Below are 17,348 nucleotides of genomic sequence, written 5' to 3'. Positions count from 1 at the left end.
TCGACCGGGTGCGAGACGCGTCGCAGGCTCGACGGGCGTAACCTATTAGGCCGGGCTATGCAATGGAGGTGATATGACATCGGTCCCCCGGCGAGCGGCGTTTCGGTACGGATTCTACCTCTTCTCGTACTGGCTGATACTGGTGGCCGTCTGCGCCGCGTCAGTCGGCGGCGGCGCCTGGCTTCTCGTCGAGGGGAACGTCGATACGCTCGACGTGAGCGCGGACGGCGCGTCCGCCGCGGCCGGCGGCTTCGCGGTCGTCCTCGGCGTCCTCGTCTACGGCGCCGGCCAGGCCGGTCTCGCGTACAAGCTCGTCGCCGACGGCACGCGGGCGGGGGTCGTCGGCGCCGTGGGCCGGCCCGACGACGCCGGGAGCGATACGGCCGACGAGACGGACACGGAGCCGGAGTCGGCGGCCGAGGACGGCGCGACCGCCGCGAGTCCGACCGGCGGATCCGACGACCCGCTGGGCGGCGACGGGAGCGCCGACGAGCGGCCGAAGCCGGAACCCCGGGACCGAGGGGCCGCCGCGCCCCGGACCGGCCCCGCGGCGGCCGACGACGACGGGACCGAACCCGCCGAGCCGACCGGCACCGAAGCGACCGGCGGCGACGAGCGACCGCCCGGCTCCGGTGACGACGACTCGGGCGCGTCCGAGACCGCCGACGGCTCGTCGGTCGGCGCCGAGAAACCGACGACGGCCGCGGGCGAGGGGGCCGGTCGGCCGACGGCCGGCGACGAATCCGACGGGACGACGGCCGACGAGTGGGTGTCGCCGAGCGTGAGCGACGAGCCGTCGGAGAACGACGACGCGGACGAGCCCGACGCTGGGGACTCGATGGGCGACGAGTCGGGAACCGACGACCCGTCGCAACCGGGTCCGGAGTCCGAGACCGCCGACGCGGACGGGGCGGACGACGGCGCCGAGGACCCCCGCGAGTCGCCGGAAGACGTGGCCAACGAGAGCGGTATCGCCGAGGAACTCGGATTCGGGCAGGCGGGCGGCCCGGCCCGGGGATCCGGAGACGCCGCCGGCGCGGACGATAGCTCGGACGCGGGCGGAGACGAGTCGGACGGCGACGACGGGACCGATCCGACAGACAGCGCGGGTACGGACCCGAGCGACGGTTCGGCGTCCGGCGACGACGTTACACGGGGCTCCGGTTCGGACGCCGCGTCGGGCGAGCCGGCGGACGACCCGTTGGCGCCGGAGACGGACGGGGACGACCCGCTCGCGCCGGGTTCCGACGACGACCTGTTCGCATCCGGCGACGAGGGAGACGAGCGGTCGGACCCGTCGACGGTGGCCGAAGAGGGCGACTCGGAGCCGGCGGAGTCCGACGACGCGACGGTTGAGCCCGCCGACGGTTCGGTCGCGTCCCTCGCCGACGGGGAGGGCGGCGATCCGGACGGTCCCGGTGACGAGACGCCGCCAGCGGTCCCGGACGACCCGGGCGAGGAACCGGAGCCGTTCCCGCCCGACGACGAGGGCGGGAACGACGACCCGCTCGCACCGGGCGAGTCCGGGGACCCGCTGGCTCCAGGCGGGAGCGCCGACCCGCTCGGGGGCGGTGACGACGACCCGTTGGCACCCGCGCCGGACGACCAGTCCGGTGACCCGACCGCAGCCGGTGAGGAGGCCGAGCCGGACGCGGTCGACGCGAGCGAGGCGTCGGCCGAGAGCGACGCCGGCGACGGCGGCGACGACGGTGGTGCCCCGGGTGCGGGCGTCGTCGACGGGGACGGCGATGGGGACAGTTCCGGCGACGACGATGGAGACGGGTCCGGGACGGACGACGGGGACGGCGACTGGACGACGGGCCCGGGCCACGTCGGCGAGGAGTGACAGCTGTCGGAGACGAGTCGCACGCTTTTTAAAACCTCGCCGTATATGTGGAGGTAACCGAGCATACGGCCGCCCGGGTGCGGAGTGGGCGGCCGGCTGACGCATCGGGCGCCGATGCGGACTGCGCTCCGACCGCGCCGGTGACGCGGGAGCCGTCGGAACCACCCGATGGCTCGCGGGTTGGTCGACCGGGACGGTCCGGAGCGGGGCAGTTACGCGAGCGTCCACTGTTCGCCGGTCGCACCGCCGTCGCGGGCGAGCCTCCCTCGGAGTGCAAACCATGGAAATCGAAATCGCAACTATCGGCGGCTACGAGGAAGTCGGCCGCCAGATGACGGCAGTTCGCGCAGGCGACGACGTCGTGGTGTTCGACATGGGCCTGAACCTCTCGAAGGTCCTCATCCACGACAACGTCGAGACCGAACGGATGCATAGCCTCGACCTGATCGACATGGGTGCGATCCCCGACGACCGCATCATGTCCGACCTGGAGGGCGACGTGAAGGCCATCGTGCCGACACACGGCCACCTTGACCACATCGGTGCCATCTCCAAGCTGGCCCACCGCTACGACGCGCCCATCGTCGCGACGCCGTTCACCATCGAGCTGGTCAAACAGCAGATCAAGAGCGAGGAGAAGTTCGGCGTCCAGAACGACCTGAAGAAGATGGAGGCCGGCGAGACGATGAGCATCGGCGAGCGCAACGAGCTGGAGTTCGTCAACGTCACCCACTCCATCATCGACGCGATCAACCCGGTCCTGCACACGCCCGAGGGCGCCGTCGTCTACGGGCTGGACAAGCGCATGGACCACACGCCGGTCATCGGCGACCCCATCGACATGAAGCGGTTCCGGGAGATCGGCCGCGAGGGCGAGGGCGTCCTCTGTTACATCGAGGACTGTACCAACGCCAACAAGAAGGGTCGCACGCCCTCCGAGTCAGTCGCGCGACGGCACCTCAAGGACGTGATGTACTCCCTGGAGGACTACGACGGCGGCATCGTCGCCACGACCTTCAGCTCCCACATCGCGCGGGTCACCTCGCTGGTCGAGTTCGCCGAGGACATCGGCCGTCAGCCGGTGCTGCTGGGTCGTTCGATGGAGAAGTACTCCGGCACGGCCGAGCGACTCGACTTCGTCGACTTCCCGGAGGACCTGGGGATGTACGGCCACCGCAAGTCCGTCGACCGGACGTTCAAGCGGATCATGAACGAGGGCAAGGAGAACTTCCTCCCCATCGTCACCGGTCACCAGGGCGAACCGCGCGCGATGCTCACCCGAATGGGTCGCGGCGAGACACCCTACGAGATCGACGACGGCGACAAAGTCATCTTCTCGGCTCGGGTCATCCCGGAGCCGACCAACGAGGGCCAGCGCTACCAGAGCGAGAAACTGCTGGGTATGCAGGGCGCGCGCATCTACGACGACATCCACGTCTCGGGCCACCTGAACAAGGAGGGCCACTACGAGATGCTCGACGCGCTCCAGCCTCAGCACGTCATCCCGGCCCACCAGGACATGGCCGGGTTCTCGGACTACGTCAACCTGGCCGAGAGCGAGGGGTACAAGCTGGGTCGGGACCTGCACGTCACGCGCAACGGCAACCTGATCCAGCTGGTCGAGTAGCATGAGCCGACAGTCCCAGGCGGCCGTCGAGCGGGCCATCGTCGCGCGCCGCGAGCGCGTCAATCAGGCGGTCCCCGAGGAGTTGCCGGTCGACGAGCCCGAGCGGCTCTACGAGGCGGCGCGCTACCTGCTCGACGCCGGCGGGAAGCGGCTCCGTCCGACCGTCGTCCTGCTGGTCGCGGAGTCGCTGGCCGACGTGGACGCCGACCCCGAGACCGCCGACTACCGGTCGTTCCCCGCCGAGGGCGGGAGCGTCGACGTGCTCAAGGCCGCGGTCAGCGTCGAGGTCATCCAGTCGTTCACCCTCATCCACGACGACATCATGGACGACGACGACCTGCGCCGCGGCGTCCCCTCGGTCCACCGCGAGTACGACCTCTCGACGGCGATCCTCGCCGGGGACACCCTCTACTCCAAGGCCTTCCAGTACCTCGTCGAGACCGGCGCGGCCCCCGAGCGCACCAACGCCGCGCTCATGGAACTGGCGACCACCTGCACCCAGATCTGCGAGGGGCAGTCGCTGGACATCGACTTCGAGTCCCGCGACGCCGTCGCCACCGACGAGTACCTCGAGATGGTCGAACTCAAGACCGCCGTGCTGTACGCGGCCAGCGCGGCCATCCCGGCCATGCTCGTCGGCGCCGACGACGAGGCCGTCGACTCGCTGCACGGCTACGGCCTCGACGTGGGCCGCGCCTTCCAGATTCAGGACGACCTGCTGGACCTGACGACGCCCAGCGAGAAGCTGGGCAAACAGCGCGGCTCGGACCTGGTCGAGGGCAAGCAGACGCTGATCACGCTTCACGCTCGCGAACAGGGCGTCGACGTGGACGACCTCGTCGAGACCGACTCCGTCGAGGCCGTCGACGAGGCCGAGATCGAAGCCGCCGTCGACCGCCTGCGCGAGGCGGGATCGATCCGGTACGCCCGCGAGACCGCCCGGGACCTCATCGCCAGCGGGAAGGACAACCTCCGGGTCCTCCCCGACAACGAGGCCCGCGCCCGGCTGGAGGACATCGCCGACTACCTCATCGAGCGCGAGTACTGACCGGGTCGAACCCAACGCGGTTTTTACGCGGGGGCCTGAATCCACTCCCAATGGACGACGACGTACGCGAGCAGGCCGAGGAGGCCGCCGAGGTCAATGCCCTCTACAACGCGCTGAAACACGACAGCGACGCGCAGGTCGGCGCCATCATGGGGCCGCTGATGGGACAGAACCCCGAGTTCCGCGAGCACGGCGACGAGATGGCCGGCGTGGTCGCGCCGGTCGTCGAGCGGGTCAACGGGATGGACGCCGGCGAGAAACGCGAGCGACTCGCGGAACTCGCCCCCGAGCGCGTCGAGGAACTGGAAGCGGAAGACGAGGAGGACGACCAGGCCCTCCCGGACCTGCCCAACGTCGACGAGTACGACGAGGTGCGGATGCGCCTCGCCCCGAACCCCAACGGGCCGTGGCATCTCGGGAGCGCCCGGATGCCCGCCGTCATCGGGACGTACAAGGACATCTACGACGGCTGGATGCTCTGCCGATTCGACGACACCGACCCCGAGACGAAGCGACCCGATCTGGACGCCTACGACGAGATCCTCGACGCCGTCGACTACCTCGGGTTCGAACCGGACGAGGTGATCAAGGCCAGCGACCGGGTCGACGTCTACTACGACCACGCGCGGGAACTGATCGACCTCGGTGGGGCCTACACCTGTTCCTGCCCCGGAGCGGAGTTCTCTGAGCTGAAGAACTCGGCGGAGCCCTGCCCCCACCGCGACAAGGACCCCGAGACGGTCCACGATGAGTTCGACGCGATGGTCGATGGCGACTTCGACAGCGGGGAGATGGTCCTGCGGGTCAAGACCGACATCGACCACAAGAACCCCGCGCTGCGGGACTTCGTCGCCTTCCGGATGATCGACACGCCACACCCGCGCGAGGACGCCGCCGAGTACCGCTGTTGGCCCATGCTGGACTTCCAGAGCGGGATCGACGACCACCTCACGGGTATCACCCACATCGTCCGCGGGATCGACCTGCAGGACTCGGCGAAACGGCAGGCGTTCGTCTACGACTACTTCGGCTGGGAGTACCCCGAGGTCGTCCACTGGGGCCACGTCCAGATCGACGCCTACGACGTGCCGATGAGCACCTCGACCATCATCGAGCGGATCGAAGCGGGCGAGCTGACGGGGTGGGACGACCCGCGGGCGCCCACCATCGCGAGCCTGCGCCGACGGGGGATCCGCGGCGAGGCCATCGTCGACGCGATGGTCGAACTCGGGACCTCCTCGTCGAACGTCGACCTGGCGATGTCGTCGGTCTACGCGAACAACCGCGAGCTGGTCGACGAGGAGACCGACCGCGCCTTCTTCGTCCGCGACGAGGGGCCGGGAACCGAGGGGAGCGTCGAACTACCGGTCTCGGGCGGTCCCGACGCGGGCGAGCCGCTCGTCCACCCCAACCACGAGGACCGCGGTCGGCGCTCGATCCCCGTCGAGGGCGGCGTGGTGGTCGAGACGGCGGACCTGCCGGCCGACGGCGAGCGCGTCTGGCTGAAGGGATACGGTTGCGTCCGCTACGAGGGCGACGAGCTCGTCGCGACGGGCGACGACCTGGACGTGGTCCGCGAGGGCGGCGTTGACGTGGTCCACTGGGCGCCCGCAGCGGGGCCGCGACTGCGCTTGCGGACGATGGACGGCGACGTGACCGGCGTCGCCGAGCCCGGCGTCCTCGACTACGGGGCCGACGACCTGGTCCAGTTCGAGCGCGTCGGCTTCGCCCGTCTCGACGACCTCGACAGCGACCCCGCCGTCGCCTACTACACTCATTCCTGAGAGTTCGAGCGGGCGGCGGGGCCGACGCCGCCCGCGGTCACCGCGGAAACGTTCGATTCAGAGACCCAGTCTTCAGAGACCCGGTCTTGGTCGATGTCTCCGTCAGTTATTTCCACAGACACGAGCGTATTCAGAAACGATAACGCTGCATGATGTGTCATGCTCATTGGCTTTCGGGCGGGCCGTGTAACACGGAAGCGTTGTCTATATGAGCGTCATCGCCGAGATTAGCATTCCCGCGACGGAGTTCGAGCTGGGACGTATCATGGACGTGTCTGATTCGGGGACGGTCGAACTGGAGTCGCTCGTCCCGACCGGCGAGCGGGCGGTCCCCTTCTTCTGGGTCTACGGTGCTGACTTCGAGGCGTTCGAGGAGACCGTCTTCGCGGCCTCGTCGGTCGACGACCTCGTCCAGATCGACACCTACGACGACCGCGTGCTCTACACCTTCGAGTGGTCGGTCGAGAACGACGCCGTCTTTCGGGCCGTTCGGACGGTCAACGCCTACATCCTCAACGCGACCGGAACCGGCGACTCCTGGCGGTTCGAGCTGCGCTTTCCCTCCCACGACGCGATGTCGGCCTTTCAGGAGCGCTGTCGCGAGTGCGACATCGGCTTCGAGGTCATCCGCGTCTACAACCCGAGCAAACCCGATCTGGGCCCCTGGTTCGGGCTGACCGAGCGCCAGCGCGAGGCGATCGTCCTCGCCGTCGAGGAGGGGTACTACGACATCCCCCGCGACTGCACGACGGTCGAACTGGCCGAGCAACTCGGTATCTCCGACCAGGCGGTCACCGAACGGCTCCGGCGAGCGATCGTCAGGCTCGTCACCAACACCATCCTCACCTCGCCCGAGACCTGACGGCGGTCCGTCGGACGCGACCGACCGGGGGCCGCGGTGGCGGACACCGCCTCCGAGTCGCCGTTCGGGGCCGCTCGCACTCGAATCCGGCGGCGTCGTGCGGTTCGACGGGAGCAAGGTTTACGGTGGCCCGGGCGGTGAACCTAGGTAGCCATGGCCATCGATCCGGAGTTCGAGAACAACCGCGATATCGCCGAGGAACACGACGGGCACAACGTCTGGGGACCGGTCGAGGAACCGGAGACGCTGGGTATCCACGGCACGCACGTGGCCGTCGACTTCGACATCTGTCTGGCCGACGGCGCCTGCCTGGAGGACTGCCCCGTCGACGTCTTCGAGTGGGTCGACACGCCCGACCACCCCGAGAGCGAGATCAAGGCCGACCCCGCCCACGAGGACCAGTGCATCGACTGCATGCTCTGTGTCGACGTCTGCCCCGTCGACGCCATCGACGTCGACCCCGGCCGCGCCGGCCGCATCTGACGCGACCCGGTTCGGTGGCCGGCCACCGTCACGTCCCGCGTTTTTACCGGTCGTTCTTCGCATAGTCGCGACTCCGGCGTCGATCCCGCCGGTAGGCGACCCGAACGGTCGCGCCTCCGCGATCCGATCTCGATCCCGGGACGCATACCGGATCCGGTGGTTTCGATGGACGAAAAACTTACCCATTGTCCCTTCGGCTACCAATGTGTGATATACACATGCACAGCGTCGTACTAACGAAAGGCGTCCCCGACTTCAGGGAGGGCCAGGTTTCCTTCGACGAGGACGGCCACCTGGAGCGGGGGAAGACGCCGACGGTGATGAACCCGAACGACAGACACGCGCTCAGGGCGGCACTGCAGACGAAAGTCCGCAACGAGGGGAGCGTCTCGCTGATGAGCATGGGGCCGCCGGGCTACATGGAGGTCCTGCAGGAGGGGATGCGGGACGTGTACGCCGACGACCTGTATCTGCTCTCGGACCGGGAGATGGGCGCCGCCGACACGTGGGCGACGGCGATGACCGTCGCCACGGGCATCCAGAAGCTCGACGACCCGCCGGACCTGGTGTTCGCGGGCTTCAAGACCGCCGACGGGGAGACCGGTCACACCGGTCCCCAGACCGAGTGGTGTCTCGACATGCCGCTGCTGACTCACGTCATCTCGCTCGACATCGACGAGGCGGAGGAGACGCTCAGGGCGAAGCGTCTCGTCGAGGGCGACGTGGAGGAGATCGAGACGGTCGAGGCGCCGCTGCCGGCGTTCGTCGTCGCCGACCCCGAGTTCGAACCGACCTACCGCCGGGCCGACCACCGGCTGAAGCACAAGGACCTGCGCGAGACGACACGGGACCGGGCCGACGAGTTCGGCGAGTACCTCGACGACGACACCGATCTCGACCCCACGGACTGGGACCGGTTCACGATGTGGAACCACGAGGCGCTGAACCTCGACCCCGACTACATCGGCCTCGACGGTTCGCCCACCATCGTCGCCGGCGTCGACCCGATCCCGAAGGCCCCCTCCGAGCGCGAGGCCACCGTGGTCGACCCCGACGACGACGCGGCCATGGAGGGCGTCGTTGAGGAACTCGCGCCGTACGCGGGGGGTGACTGACTGTGCCGGAGATAGACCCCAGAGAGCACGAGATCGCCGAACTGGGCCCGAAGATCAAGGACATCGACGACGCCGACGAGCTGCGCGAGATGCTCGAACTGGAGGCAGAAGGCGAGGACCGCGCGCCGGTGAAGACGCTCGTCGAGAGTCGGATCGAGAAGCTCGAAGCGGACGACAAGGAGGGCGACCCCGAGTCGGTCGACCTGTCCGATCTGACCGTCGCGGATATCGCGAACCTCGTGCGCGACGTCGACGACGCCGACGTGCTCCGGGACATGCTGGAGCGCGAGCGGGACGGCCAGGACCGCAAGACCGCCAAGGGCCAGATCGAGGACCGCATCGAGTCCATCGAGGGCAGCGACGACGAGGAGGGCGAACAGCTGGAGTACGTGCCCCCCGAGGAGAAACATCCCGATCTGGACCACCCGACCGCAGACAAGCAGTGGGTCGAGTCCCTGGAGGACGCCGAGTATCGGGACATGTGGGTCTACTGCGAGACCCAGCACGGCGAACTCATCGACGTGTCGAGGGAGATGCTCGGCAAGGCGCGCCGGCTGATGGACGACTACAACGATCATTACGGCGGGGACGAGGACGGCGAGCCCGAGGACGTGGTCGCCGTCCTGATCGGCGACTCCGTGAGCGCCCTCACCGAGCAGGTGATCGAGTACGGTGCCGACCGCGTCGTCTATCTGGAAGACGACCGGCTGGAGCGGTTCCGGCACAAGCCGTACACGGAGGTCTTCTGCTCGATGGCCCGCGCGGGCGGGCAGGTGGCCGACGGGGGCCACGCCGCGGTCGACTGGAAGGACTACGACGAACCGCGCTACACGGTCTTCCCGGCGACGAACAACGGCCGGGACCTCTCGGCGCTGGTGCAGGGCGAACTCGACTCCGGGCTGGCCTCGGACTGTTCGGGCCTGTACATCGAGGAGGCGATGATCTCCAACCCCGCGAAGACCGGCAAGCCCGGCGACAGCAAGGAGTTCGAGCGCATCCTGCACATGAAGCGCCCCGATTTCTCCGGGTTCGAGTACTCGACGATCCTCTGTATCGACAAGCCGTTCCGCGACTTCCACCCGCAGGGCGCGTCGGTGATCCCGGGTAGCTTCGAGATCCCCGAGGCCGACCCCGAGCGGGAGGGCGAAATCGTCGAGTACGAGATGGATCTCGACGACGACTGGTTCGGCGTCGAGGTGACGGAGTTCGACACGCTCGATTCGGGGATCGACCTGACCGGCCACGACGTGGTCGTCGCGATGGGCCGGGGGATCGGCGACAGTCCCACCGAGGGGATCGAACTCGGTCTCGATCTGGTCGACGCGTTCGATGACGCCGCGTTCGGCCTCTCGCGGGGGGTGATCACCTCCTCGTACAACTTCGAGGGCCACGTCGAGAGCTACGTCGGCGAGGACCGCCAGATCGGCGAGTCCGGCCAGGTGGTCGAACCCGACGTGTACGTCGCCGCGGGCATCTCCGGGGCGATCCAGCACAAGGTCGGGATGGACGAGTCGGACACCATCGTCGCGATCAACACCGACCCGGACGCGGACATCCGCGGCTTCTCCGACTACTACATCGAGGGCGACCTCTTCGAGGTGCTCCCCCGCTTGACCGAGGCGGTCGAGGCGGGCGAACTGGCGACGGCGGTCGCGGAGGCGAGCGACGACTGACAATGACGGACGACTACGAACACTACGAGGCGGTCGTCGTCGGCGCCGGGCCCGGCGGCGCGGCGGCGGCCGCCACGCTGGCGCGCAACGGTATCGAGACGCTGGTTCTAGAGCGGGGCGTCGACGCCGGCTCGAAGAACGTGTCCGGCGGGCTGCTCTACGCCGAGGAGTCCTCGCCGTACACGATCGACGAGCTGTTCCCCGGCTTCCGCGACGAGGCCAGCGACCGCGAGGTCACGGAACACTACATCCACAACGTCGCCGGTCGCGACGTGAAGACGTTCGACCTGGGCGACCTGCACCACCACGACACGGAGTGGGCCGACTCGGTGCTCCGGCGGAAGATGGACTCCTGGCTCGCCCGCGAGGTCCACGAGATGACCCGCGAGACCGGCGGCGGCCTCCTGACGGAGGTGCGGGTGAACGGGCTGTTGCGAGAGGGCGCCGAGATCGTCGGCGTCACCTGCGACGAACTCGATCCCATCAGAGCGGACGTGATCATCGCCGCCGACGGCGTCAACTCCGAACTGGCCCGGGACGCCGGCCTGATGGACTGGGAGGAGCCCGAGGAGTGGTTCCAGGGCGTCAAGGCCGTCGTCGACATGCCCGAGGGCGCCATCGAGGACCGGTTCAACGTCGACGAGGACGAGGGCGTCGCCCACCTGTTCTCGGGCGACCTGTTCCGGAACGTCCGCGGGGGCGGGTTCCTCTACACGAACGACCAGTCCCTCTCGATCGGGACGGTCTTCCACCTCGACTCGATCGCCGACGAGCGGGCGGAGCCCCAGCAGTTGCTCGACAACCTGCTGACGCACCCGCTGTTGGCGGACTGGCTCGGCGACGAGTACGACGAACTGGAGTACTCGGCGAAGCTCGTCCCCGACTCGAAGAAGGTGGCCCACCCCTCGCCGTACCGCGACCGGCTCCTCCTCGTGGGCGACGCGGCCGGCCAGATGCAGGCCCAGGGGCCGATCATCAAGGGGATGAACCACGCCGTCACTGCGGGCGCCCTGGCCGCCGAGGCGTTCGTCGACGCCAGGTCCCGGGGCGACACGTCCGCCGCCGGCGAGCGCTACGTGGCGAAACTGGAGAACGAGGGCGTGATGGACAAGCTCCGGCCCACCCGCTACAAGACCCTGGGCAAGCTCGGCGAGGTCGGCCCCGTCGCCTCGGCGATGAACGCCGTGACCGACTCCGCGCTCGGCCGGGCCGCGATCTCGGCGCTCGGGGACCGCGCGGAGTCGCTGTTCAACTCCCCGTTCCTCATGGGGATGCTCCCGGACACGCGGATGGGCTACGTCACCGTCCCGACCGTCATCGCCGAGGAACTCGGCGCACCGGTCGAGGGCGTCAACACGATCGAACCGCCGGAGCTGGACGACCGGATCGGCGACCTGACCTACGACATCGACGAGGGCAACCCGCACATCGAGCTGCGGGACAACTCCTTCGCCGCCAGCGGGACGGCGGTGACGGCCTGTCCGGTCAGCGCGAAGGACTTCGGCGGCGGCTGCTACCGCGACGAGTACGTCGGGACGAACGGCTCCGAGGAGCACGTCGTCAGCCTCGACACCCAGCCCTGCGTCGAGTGCGGCACCTGCGCCGTCGTCGCCGACACCGACTGGACTCATCCCCGGGGCGGCAAGGGCGTCGAGTACGAACAGGGCTGACGGACTCGACCGCTCACACCGAATCACCCGTCCATGCCATCGAAGTACCGCGACCGCATCGACGAGTTGGCCGACGAGGCGGCCGCCGCCGAGGAGTCGTTCGTCCCGCCGGTCGACCCACCGGACAAGGAGCGCGCGACGGCCGTCTGCCGGGAGGGCGTCGGCGAAGCCGTCGCCGTCTACGTCGACGCCCGCTCGGGCGAGTGGGACCGCTTCGGCGAGGCGGAGTTCGACCGGCTGGAGCGGGCGCTGAACACCTACCTGGAACTGTACGCCCGCTGCTACGGCGTCGACATCGACGCAGACCACTCCGTCCGGACCGCGGCCGAGGCGCTGCTCGACACCCACGACGTCGCCGACGTGGCCCGGATCCTGACGGGCGTCCCCGACCGCGACCGCGAGTGACTCCGGTGCGGTCTGTCCCACCGCCGGCGCTCCTTCTATCTCGATCGACCGTGACAAATGCTAAGTGTCGCGGCGTGGTACCGATACGCATGGAACTCACAGCGGAGCTCTCGTTCGACCACGACGACCGGCGCGACATCTACGACTACGTCGAGCGTCACGGGTCGGTCGAGCCCCGGAAGGCTCGCCGGGCGCTGGAGATGGATCCGCGGGCGTTCGGCCACCACGTCGCTATCCTCAAGCGCGACGGCGTCCTGCTGGAGTCGGAGGGGGAGTTGCGGATCGCGTACGAGGACGAACTCGAGGAGGAGTTCAGTTCGGACGGGGTGCAGGTGACGATCCGCCGCGCCCGCGAGGAGGACCTGACGGGGCTGGTGGGCGTGATCCGCCAGGCCATCGGCGGCGGCACCTACGTCGACGCCGAGACGGTCGCCGACGTGGTCGAGTCCGAGGAGGTGCTGTTGCGGCACAACGAACTGCAGTCCCGCGTGTTCTTCGTCGCCACCGTCGACGGCGAGGTCGTCGGCTGGGTCAACCTCAACACCCACGAGACGGCGAAACTCGACCACACCGCCGAACTCACCGTCGGCGTCCTCGACCAGTACCGCGGCCACGGCATCGGCAGCGAACTCCTCGAACGCGGCGTCGAGTGGGCCAGCGACAACGGCTACGAGAAGATCTACAACAGCGTCCCCGACGCCAACGAGGGCGCCATCGAGTTCCTCGAAGGCCACGGCTGGGAGGTCGAGGCGGTCCGCGAGGACCACTACAAGATCGACGGCGAGTACCTCGACGAGGTGATGCTCGCGACGACCGTCTGAGGGGTTCGGCGACGCCCCTCGCGGTTCGGGGACCGCCCGCTCGGAACTCACGGGAGCGAAACGGTCGTTCGGCGACGGTTTCCGGGTCCACCACGGTAGTCTTTTATACGACGTTCTCACAAAGTCGTAGTCGATGACGGTCGACGACGAGGACGAACTCGATACGGCGTTCGAGTTGCTCGCGGACCGACGGCGAAGAGCGGTCGTCGAGTTCCTCCGCGCGGCGCCCCGCGGGGCGCTGGAACTCCCGGCGCTCGTCGACGCCGTCGCGACGGAGTGCGAGGCGGACCCCGACGCGCTCGCGTCGTCGCTCCACCACCGCCACCTCCCGAAGCTCGACGACGCCGGGGTCGTCGAGTTCGACCGCGAGGAGGGCGTGGTCAGCTACGACTCCCACCCGCTCGTCGAGCGGTGTCTCGACGTGGCCCAGTCCTACCGCTCGGACCAGTGGATGCACCGCTCCTCGAAGTCGGACTGACCGCCCGACCGCCGCGGTACTCCGCCCCCGCGGCGATTCAGGGCCACTCCTCGTCGTGCCCCTCCAGCGGGTCCGCGACCACGCCGTCCTGTCGGGCGATCACCCGCGCGTGCCCGGCGCAGACCCGCCGGTTAGCGCCCCAGGGGACGTGCAACTCCACGACCGCCTCGGCCCCGCACCCGTCCTCCGCGCACTCGACCATACCCCCGCTTCGAGCGCCGCGAGGGTAGTCTTTGGTGGCTACACCCGGAGTGTTCAGTACAGGTGGTGGAGTGAGCGGTTGCGGTGCGGTGGCGTGCGCTGTCGCGCGCTTTCATGCGCGCGACGGAAGCCGCGCGAGGGATGAGTGAGCGAAGCGAACGAATCGGCTGGGGAGGTTCGTGGCCGTCTGCGGTGCTGTGCGGGGCGGTTTCCTGGCGGACTGAAAGGGCGAGGTGGGCTCGCGTTCACTTTAGTCGCCTGAGCGGGCCACTATCCGCGCGGGCGGTGCCGAGAGCGCGGATATCCCGCCTCAGCGACCGCGAGCGCGCCGAGGGCTTTCAACGCCTAGCGTCGACTGCGGTCGCTCTTACCCAACTTCCTTCCACACCAACTCAATCAGAAACCACTGCTCAACTCGCAACCCGAACCGAACGAAAGCGAACTCAGAGCAGGAAGACGCCGACCATGGCGACGAGGACGCCGGCGGTCAGCAGTATCTGGAGGACGCTGGAGGTGAGCATCCCGAGTAGCGTCACGCCGGCCGCGCGGGCGCTCCCCTCGATCTCGCCGCCGTCGGCCAGTTCGAGGACGAAGACGGTGCCGGCGGTGCCGAGGAGGAATCCCAGCGGGCCCCACACGAGGCCGACCAGGCCGACGACGGTGGCGATCACGGTCGTCCGGGTCGAGGCGCCGCCGGCCTTCGCGGAGACGGCGCCGGCGAGCCAGTCGGTCGCGACGGCGATCAGCGCGACGAACAGCAGCCCCGAGAGGACGAAGACGTTCGGTTCGGCGAAGCCGCTGGCCCACCAGTAGACGACGACGCCGGCGAGCGAGAGGATCCCGCCGGGGACCAGCGGGGTGACGCTGCCGACGACGCCGCCGACCAGCAGGACGAACGCGACGATCACGAACAGGTCGACGGGGAGGGCGTCGAGCGCGGGGAGTTGCATCATTTCAGTCGCTCCAGTTCCGCCCCGACCTTCGGGCCGCCGAACCGTGAAACCAGCGGTCGGGTCGCCTCCCCCAGCGCCCGCATGCACTGGCCGTGGGAGTGAAAGTTCAGCTCCGCGGCGACCGCGCCCCAGGGGTGGCCCTGCAGCGCCTTCCGAACGAGCAGGCGCTCCTGGCGGGAAGTCAGCGGTTCGTCGTCGGGCGGCCCGGCCTCGGTCAGGTACCGGACGGTCAACCGCCGGAGCGGCCGCGGCGAGGTGTCGAAGATACCGGCGCCGCCGGTCATCCCGGCGAGCAGGCGCCACTCCCACTCGGAGAGACCGAGTTCGGGCGTCGCGTCGACGCTCCGGAGCGCCGCGCGCACCACGTCGGGGTCAACGTCGTCCAGCGGGTCGGACAGCATCGCCGCGACGCGGTCGACGAACCACCGCGAGTGGCGCTCGGCCAACTCGCGGCCGGCGTCGCTCGTGGGGGCGAGCATCACCGCGGAGTACTCCCCGCTGGCGTCGTTGCGCGTCGTCGAGAGATGCACGGTGGAAAAGCCGTTGGCCCGCCAGAACTGGAGGAGTTCGGGGGTCGCGCCGTAGCCCGTACCGAGCCAGTCCACGTCGTCGGCGACCTCCTCGCGGATCGCCGAGAGCAGGCGCGATCCCAGACCGCGCGAGCGGACGGCGTGGTGGGTCGCGATCCGTAGCACGCGCAGCCCTTCGGGGATCCCCGCCCGCTCGTCGCGCAGCTGGCTCGTCAGCACGTCGGGGATCATGTTCCCGCGCACCCGGCCGCCCTCGTACATGTGCGCCCGCAGGTCCGCCGGAAGCGCCCCCTCGCGGGCCAGCAGCGCGACCGAGACGACGTGCCCCTCGTGGGTGAGCGCCCGGACGGTCACGTTCGGCGCGTCGAGCAGGCGAGCCAGGTCGTTCGGCTCGGTCCTGTAGTGGGCCGCGACGAGCAGTCCGAACACCTCCCGGAGCAGGTGCTCGTCGGCGAGCAGGTCGGCGGGGCCGAAGGCGCGGTAGTCGAGCGAGTCGAGGGCCGTGGCGGACTCGTCGGTCGGGTCGCCGGCGAGGGCGACGCCGTCCACCAGCGAGTCGACGGCGGGACCGGCGTCGAGCAGGAGCGCGCGGAAGGCCCACACCTCGACGGGGTCGCCGGCGGCGTAGCGGATCGGGTCGGTCATCGACACGTCGGCGACCTCGAAGTCGCCGTCGTCGAGGCGGTCGCGGAATCGGACGGAGAACCCGCGGCCGGCGCCCTCGTAGCCGTGGACGGTGGTCGCGAACGCCGCCGCGGGGGCGTCGAGGAACCGTTCGAGCAGCCGGACCGGGAGCGCCGCGGCCTCGTCGACGACGACCGCGTCGGGGTCACCGGGCAACTCGGCCGCCGCGGTCGGCTTCTCGAAGCGGACGCGGCCCCGGGCAGCTTCGAGCAGGGTCGGGTCGGACTCGTCGGGGTCGCCGGCGAGCGCGTCGGCGTCGACCAGCACCTCGCGGGCGCGGGCGAACACCTCGGCGGCGCCCCGGTACTGTGGCGCGGTGACGAGCACGTCCCGGCCCGCCAGCGCGAGCGCGCCCGCTGCGAGCCCCGCGGCGCTGGACTTGCCGCGGCCGCGGTCGGCCTCGACGACGACGGCGTCGCCGGGGTCGCCGAGCGCTTCGAGGGCCTCGACGGCGGTCACTTGATCGTCGGTGCGACACCGCTCGTAGACGGCGGCGGGAAAGCCGGGGTCGTCGGGGACCGCCGGCGGGTCGGGCGGACGACGCGGTGCGGGTTCGGTCAGCCCGTCGCGCTCGACGGTCGGTTCGACCGAGCCGTCGCCCACGTCGACGACGGCGATCCCGGGATGAGCGCGCAGCAACGCCACCAGCCGACGCCGGAAGTTGCCGGCCACGTCGCCCACCTCGAACGGCGGGACGGCGAGGCTCTCGTCGAAGGCGTCGCGGCGCTCGGGCCACGAATCGAGCGCCGGGGTACAGAGTACCAGCAGCCCACCGCCGTCGACGGCGCCGACGGCGCGACCGAGGGCGTTCGGGCGACACGCGTCGTGGCAGTCGACCACGAGCGCGCCGTGCGTGGTTCCGAGTAGGTCGCCGGCCCTGGCCGGCGGAACTCGCTCCCAGGGCATCCCCTCGGCGTCGCCGAGGTAGGTCACGTCCCGCCAGTCGATGTCGGCCGCGTCGAGCGCGCGCTCGGCGGCCGCGCGGGTCGCGGTCTCCCCGCCGGCGAGGACGAGCAGGCGTCGCTCGTCGGTCGCGCGAGCCTCCGCGCGAAGCGCGCTCGCGACGCGGTCGACGGACATACTTCTCGGTCGGCCGCCGAGGGGCAAAGAACCGCCGATCGGTCCCGATCTCGACCCGCGACCGCGGCCGTCCACTCCCGGCGCTGGA

Annotated in this window: 16 protein-coding genes; 12 read left to right on the top strand and 4 right to left on the bottom strand. The window is 69.7% G+C overall.

Annotated features, from left to right (window positions below; translation table 11 throughout):
• Positions 1 to 73 precede the first annotated feature (73 nt).
• From HZS55_RS19065 to HZS55_RS19050, 4 genes are all read left to right on the top strand, one after another.
• Positions 74 to 1,846, top strand: coding sequence for a hypothetical protein (locus HZS55_RS19065; protein WP_179909134.1), 1,773 nt, complete (start codon positions 74 to 76; stop codon positions 1,844 to 1,846).
• 280 nt (positions 1,847 to 2,126) lie between these two features.
• Complete coding sequence (locus HZS55_RS19060; protein ID WP_179909133.1) at positions 2,127 to 3,473, top strand: RNase J family beta-CASP ribonuclease; 1,347 nt, start codon at positions 2,127 to 2,129, stop codon at positions 3,471 to 3,473.
• Position 3,474: 1 nt separating this feature from the next.
• On the top strand, positions 3,475 to 4,521 hold the full coding sequence (gene idsA3 / locus HZS55_RS19055) for a geranylfarnesyl diphosphate synthase (protein WP_179909132.1): 1,047 nt from the start codon (positions 3,475 to 3,477) through the stop codon (positions 4,519 to 4,521).
• 50 nt (positions 4,522 to 4,571) lie between these two features.
• Positions 4,572 to 6,305, top strand: a complete 1,734-nt coding sequence (locus tag HZS55_RS19050) for a glutamate--tRNA ligase (protein WP_179909131.1) — start codon at positions 4,572 to 4,574, stop codon at positions 6,303 to 6,305.
• Here HZS55_RS19050 and HZS55_RS19045 read toward each other — a convergent pair.
• Positions 6,296 to 6,472 carry a hypothetical protein gene (locus HZS55_RS19045; RefSeq protein WP_179909130.1) on the bottom strand — a complete coding sequence of 59 codons (177 nt, stop codon included), beginning with the start codon at positions 6,470 to 6,472 and terminating at the stop codon, positions 6,296 to 6,298. The two genes, HZS55_RS19050 and HZS55_RS19045, sit on opposite strands and share 10 nt — an antisense overlap.
• Before the next feature lie 41 nt (positions 6,473 to 6,513).
• On the opposite strand from HZS55_RS19045, the gene HZS55_RS19040 reads away from it, so the two are divergent.
• The 8 genes from HZS55_RS19040 to HZS55_RS19005 all read left to right on the top strand — a co-directional run bounded on the left by HZS55_RS19040 (position 6,514) and on the right by HZS55_RS19005 (position 13,812).
• The gene (locus tag HZS55_RS19040; protein ID WP_179909129.1) at positions 6,514 to 7,167 is read left to right on the top strand and encodes a helix-turn-helix domain-containing protein; all 654 of its coding nucleotides are present in this window, start codon (positions 6,514 to 6,516) and stop codon (positions 7,165 to 7,167) included.
• Positions 7,168 to 7,320: 153 nt separating this feature from the next.
• Positions 7,321 to 7,650: a 4Fe-4S dicluster domain-containing protein gene (locus tag HZS55_RS19035; protein WP_179909128.1), complete on the top strand. Its 330-nt coding sequence runs from the start codon at positions 7,321 to 7,323 to the stop codon at positions 7,648 to 7,650.
• A 218-nt stretch (positions 7,651 to 7,868) separates the two neighbouring features.
• The gene (locus HZS55_RS19030) at positions 7,869 to 8,765 is read left to right on the top strand and encodes an electron transfer flavoprotein subunit beta/FixA family protein (protein WP_179909127.1); all 897 of its coding nucleotides are present in this window, start codon (positions 7,869 to 7,871) and stop codon (positions 8,763 to 8,765) included.
• Positions 8,766 to 8,767: 2 nt separating this feature from the next.
• The gene (locus HZS55_RS19025; RefSeq protein ID WP_179909126.1) at positions 8,768 to 10,438 is read left to right on the top strand and encodes an electron transfer flavoprotein subunit alpha/FixB family protein; all 1,671 of its coding nucleotides are present in this window, start codon (positions 8,768 to 8,770) and stop codon (positions 10,436 to 10,438) included.
• A 2-nt stretch (positions 10,439 to 10,440) separates the two neighbouring features.
• Complete coding sequence (locus HZS55_RS19020; RefSeq protein WP_179909125.1) at positions 10,441 to 12,108, top strand: FAD-dependent monooxygenase; 1,668 nt, start codon at positions 10,441 to 10,443, stop codon at positions 12,106 to 12,108.
• Positions 12,109 to 12,141: 33 nt separating this feature from the next.
• On the top strand, positions 12,142 to 12,513 hold the full coding sequence (locus HZS55_RS19015) for a hypothetical protein (RefSeq protein WP_179909124.1): 372 nt from the start codon (positions 12,142 to 12,144) through the stop codon (positions 12,511 to 12,513).
• 89 nt (positions 12,514 to 12,602) lie between these two features.
• Positions 12,603 to 13,334 (top strand): GNAT family N-acetyltransferase, encoded by a 732-nt coding sequence (locus HZS55_RS19010; protein WP_179909123.1) that lies wholly within the window; start codon positions 12,603 to 12,605, stop codon positions 13,332 to 13,334.
• Between the two features lie 133 nt (positions 13,335 to 13,467).
• The gene (locus HZS55_RS19005; protein ID WP_179909122.1) at positions 13,468 to 13,812 is read left to right on the top strand and encodes a DUF7344 domain-containing protein; all 345 of its coding nucleotides are present in this window, start codon (positions 13,468 to 13,470) and stop codon (positions 13,810 to 13,812) included.
• Between the two features lie 37 nt (positions 13,813 to 13,849).
• Here the strand turns inward: HZS55_RS19005 and HZS55_RS19000 are convergent, their stop codons facing one another.
• The 3 genes from HZS55_RS19000 to tmcA form a co-directional block, all read right to left on the bottom strand.
• The gene (locus HZS55_RS19000; RefSeq protein WP_179909121.1) at positions 13,850 to 14,014 is read right to left on the bottom strand and encodes a hypothetical protein; all 165 of its coding nucleotides are present in this window, start codon (positions 14,012 to 14,014) and stop codon (positions 13,850 to 13,852) included.
• Positions 14,015 to 14,456: 442 nt separating this feature from the next.
• Positions 14,457 to 14,963, bottom strand: a complete 507-nt coding sequence (locus tag HZS55_RS18995) for a DUF456 domain-containing protein (RefSeq protein WP_179911926.1) — start codon at positions 14,961 to 14,963, stop codon at positions 14,457 to 14,459.
• Positions 14,963 to 17,260, bottom strand: coding sequence for a tRNA(Met) cytidine acetyltransferase TmcA (gene tmcA, locus HZS55_RS18990; protein WP_179909120.1), 2,298 nt, complete (start codon positions 17,258 to 17,260; stop codon positions 14,963 to 14,965). Before tmcA ends, HZS55_RS18995 begins: the two co-directional genes overlap by 1 nt.
• Positions 17,261 to 17,348 lie beyond the last annotated feature (88 nt).

The sequence above is a fragment of the Halosimplex rubrum genome, from assembly GCF_013415885.1.
Taxonomy (GTDB): domain Archaea; phylum Halobacteriota; class Halobacteria; order Halobacteriales; family Haloarculaceae; genus Halosimplex; species Halosimplex rubrum.
The sequence above is the reverse complement of the archived record's forward strand: the minus strand, read 5'-3'. Positions and strand labels throughout refer to the sequence as shown.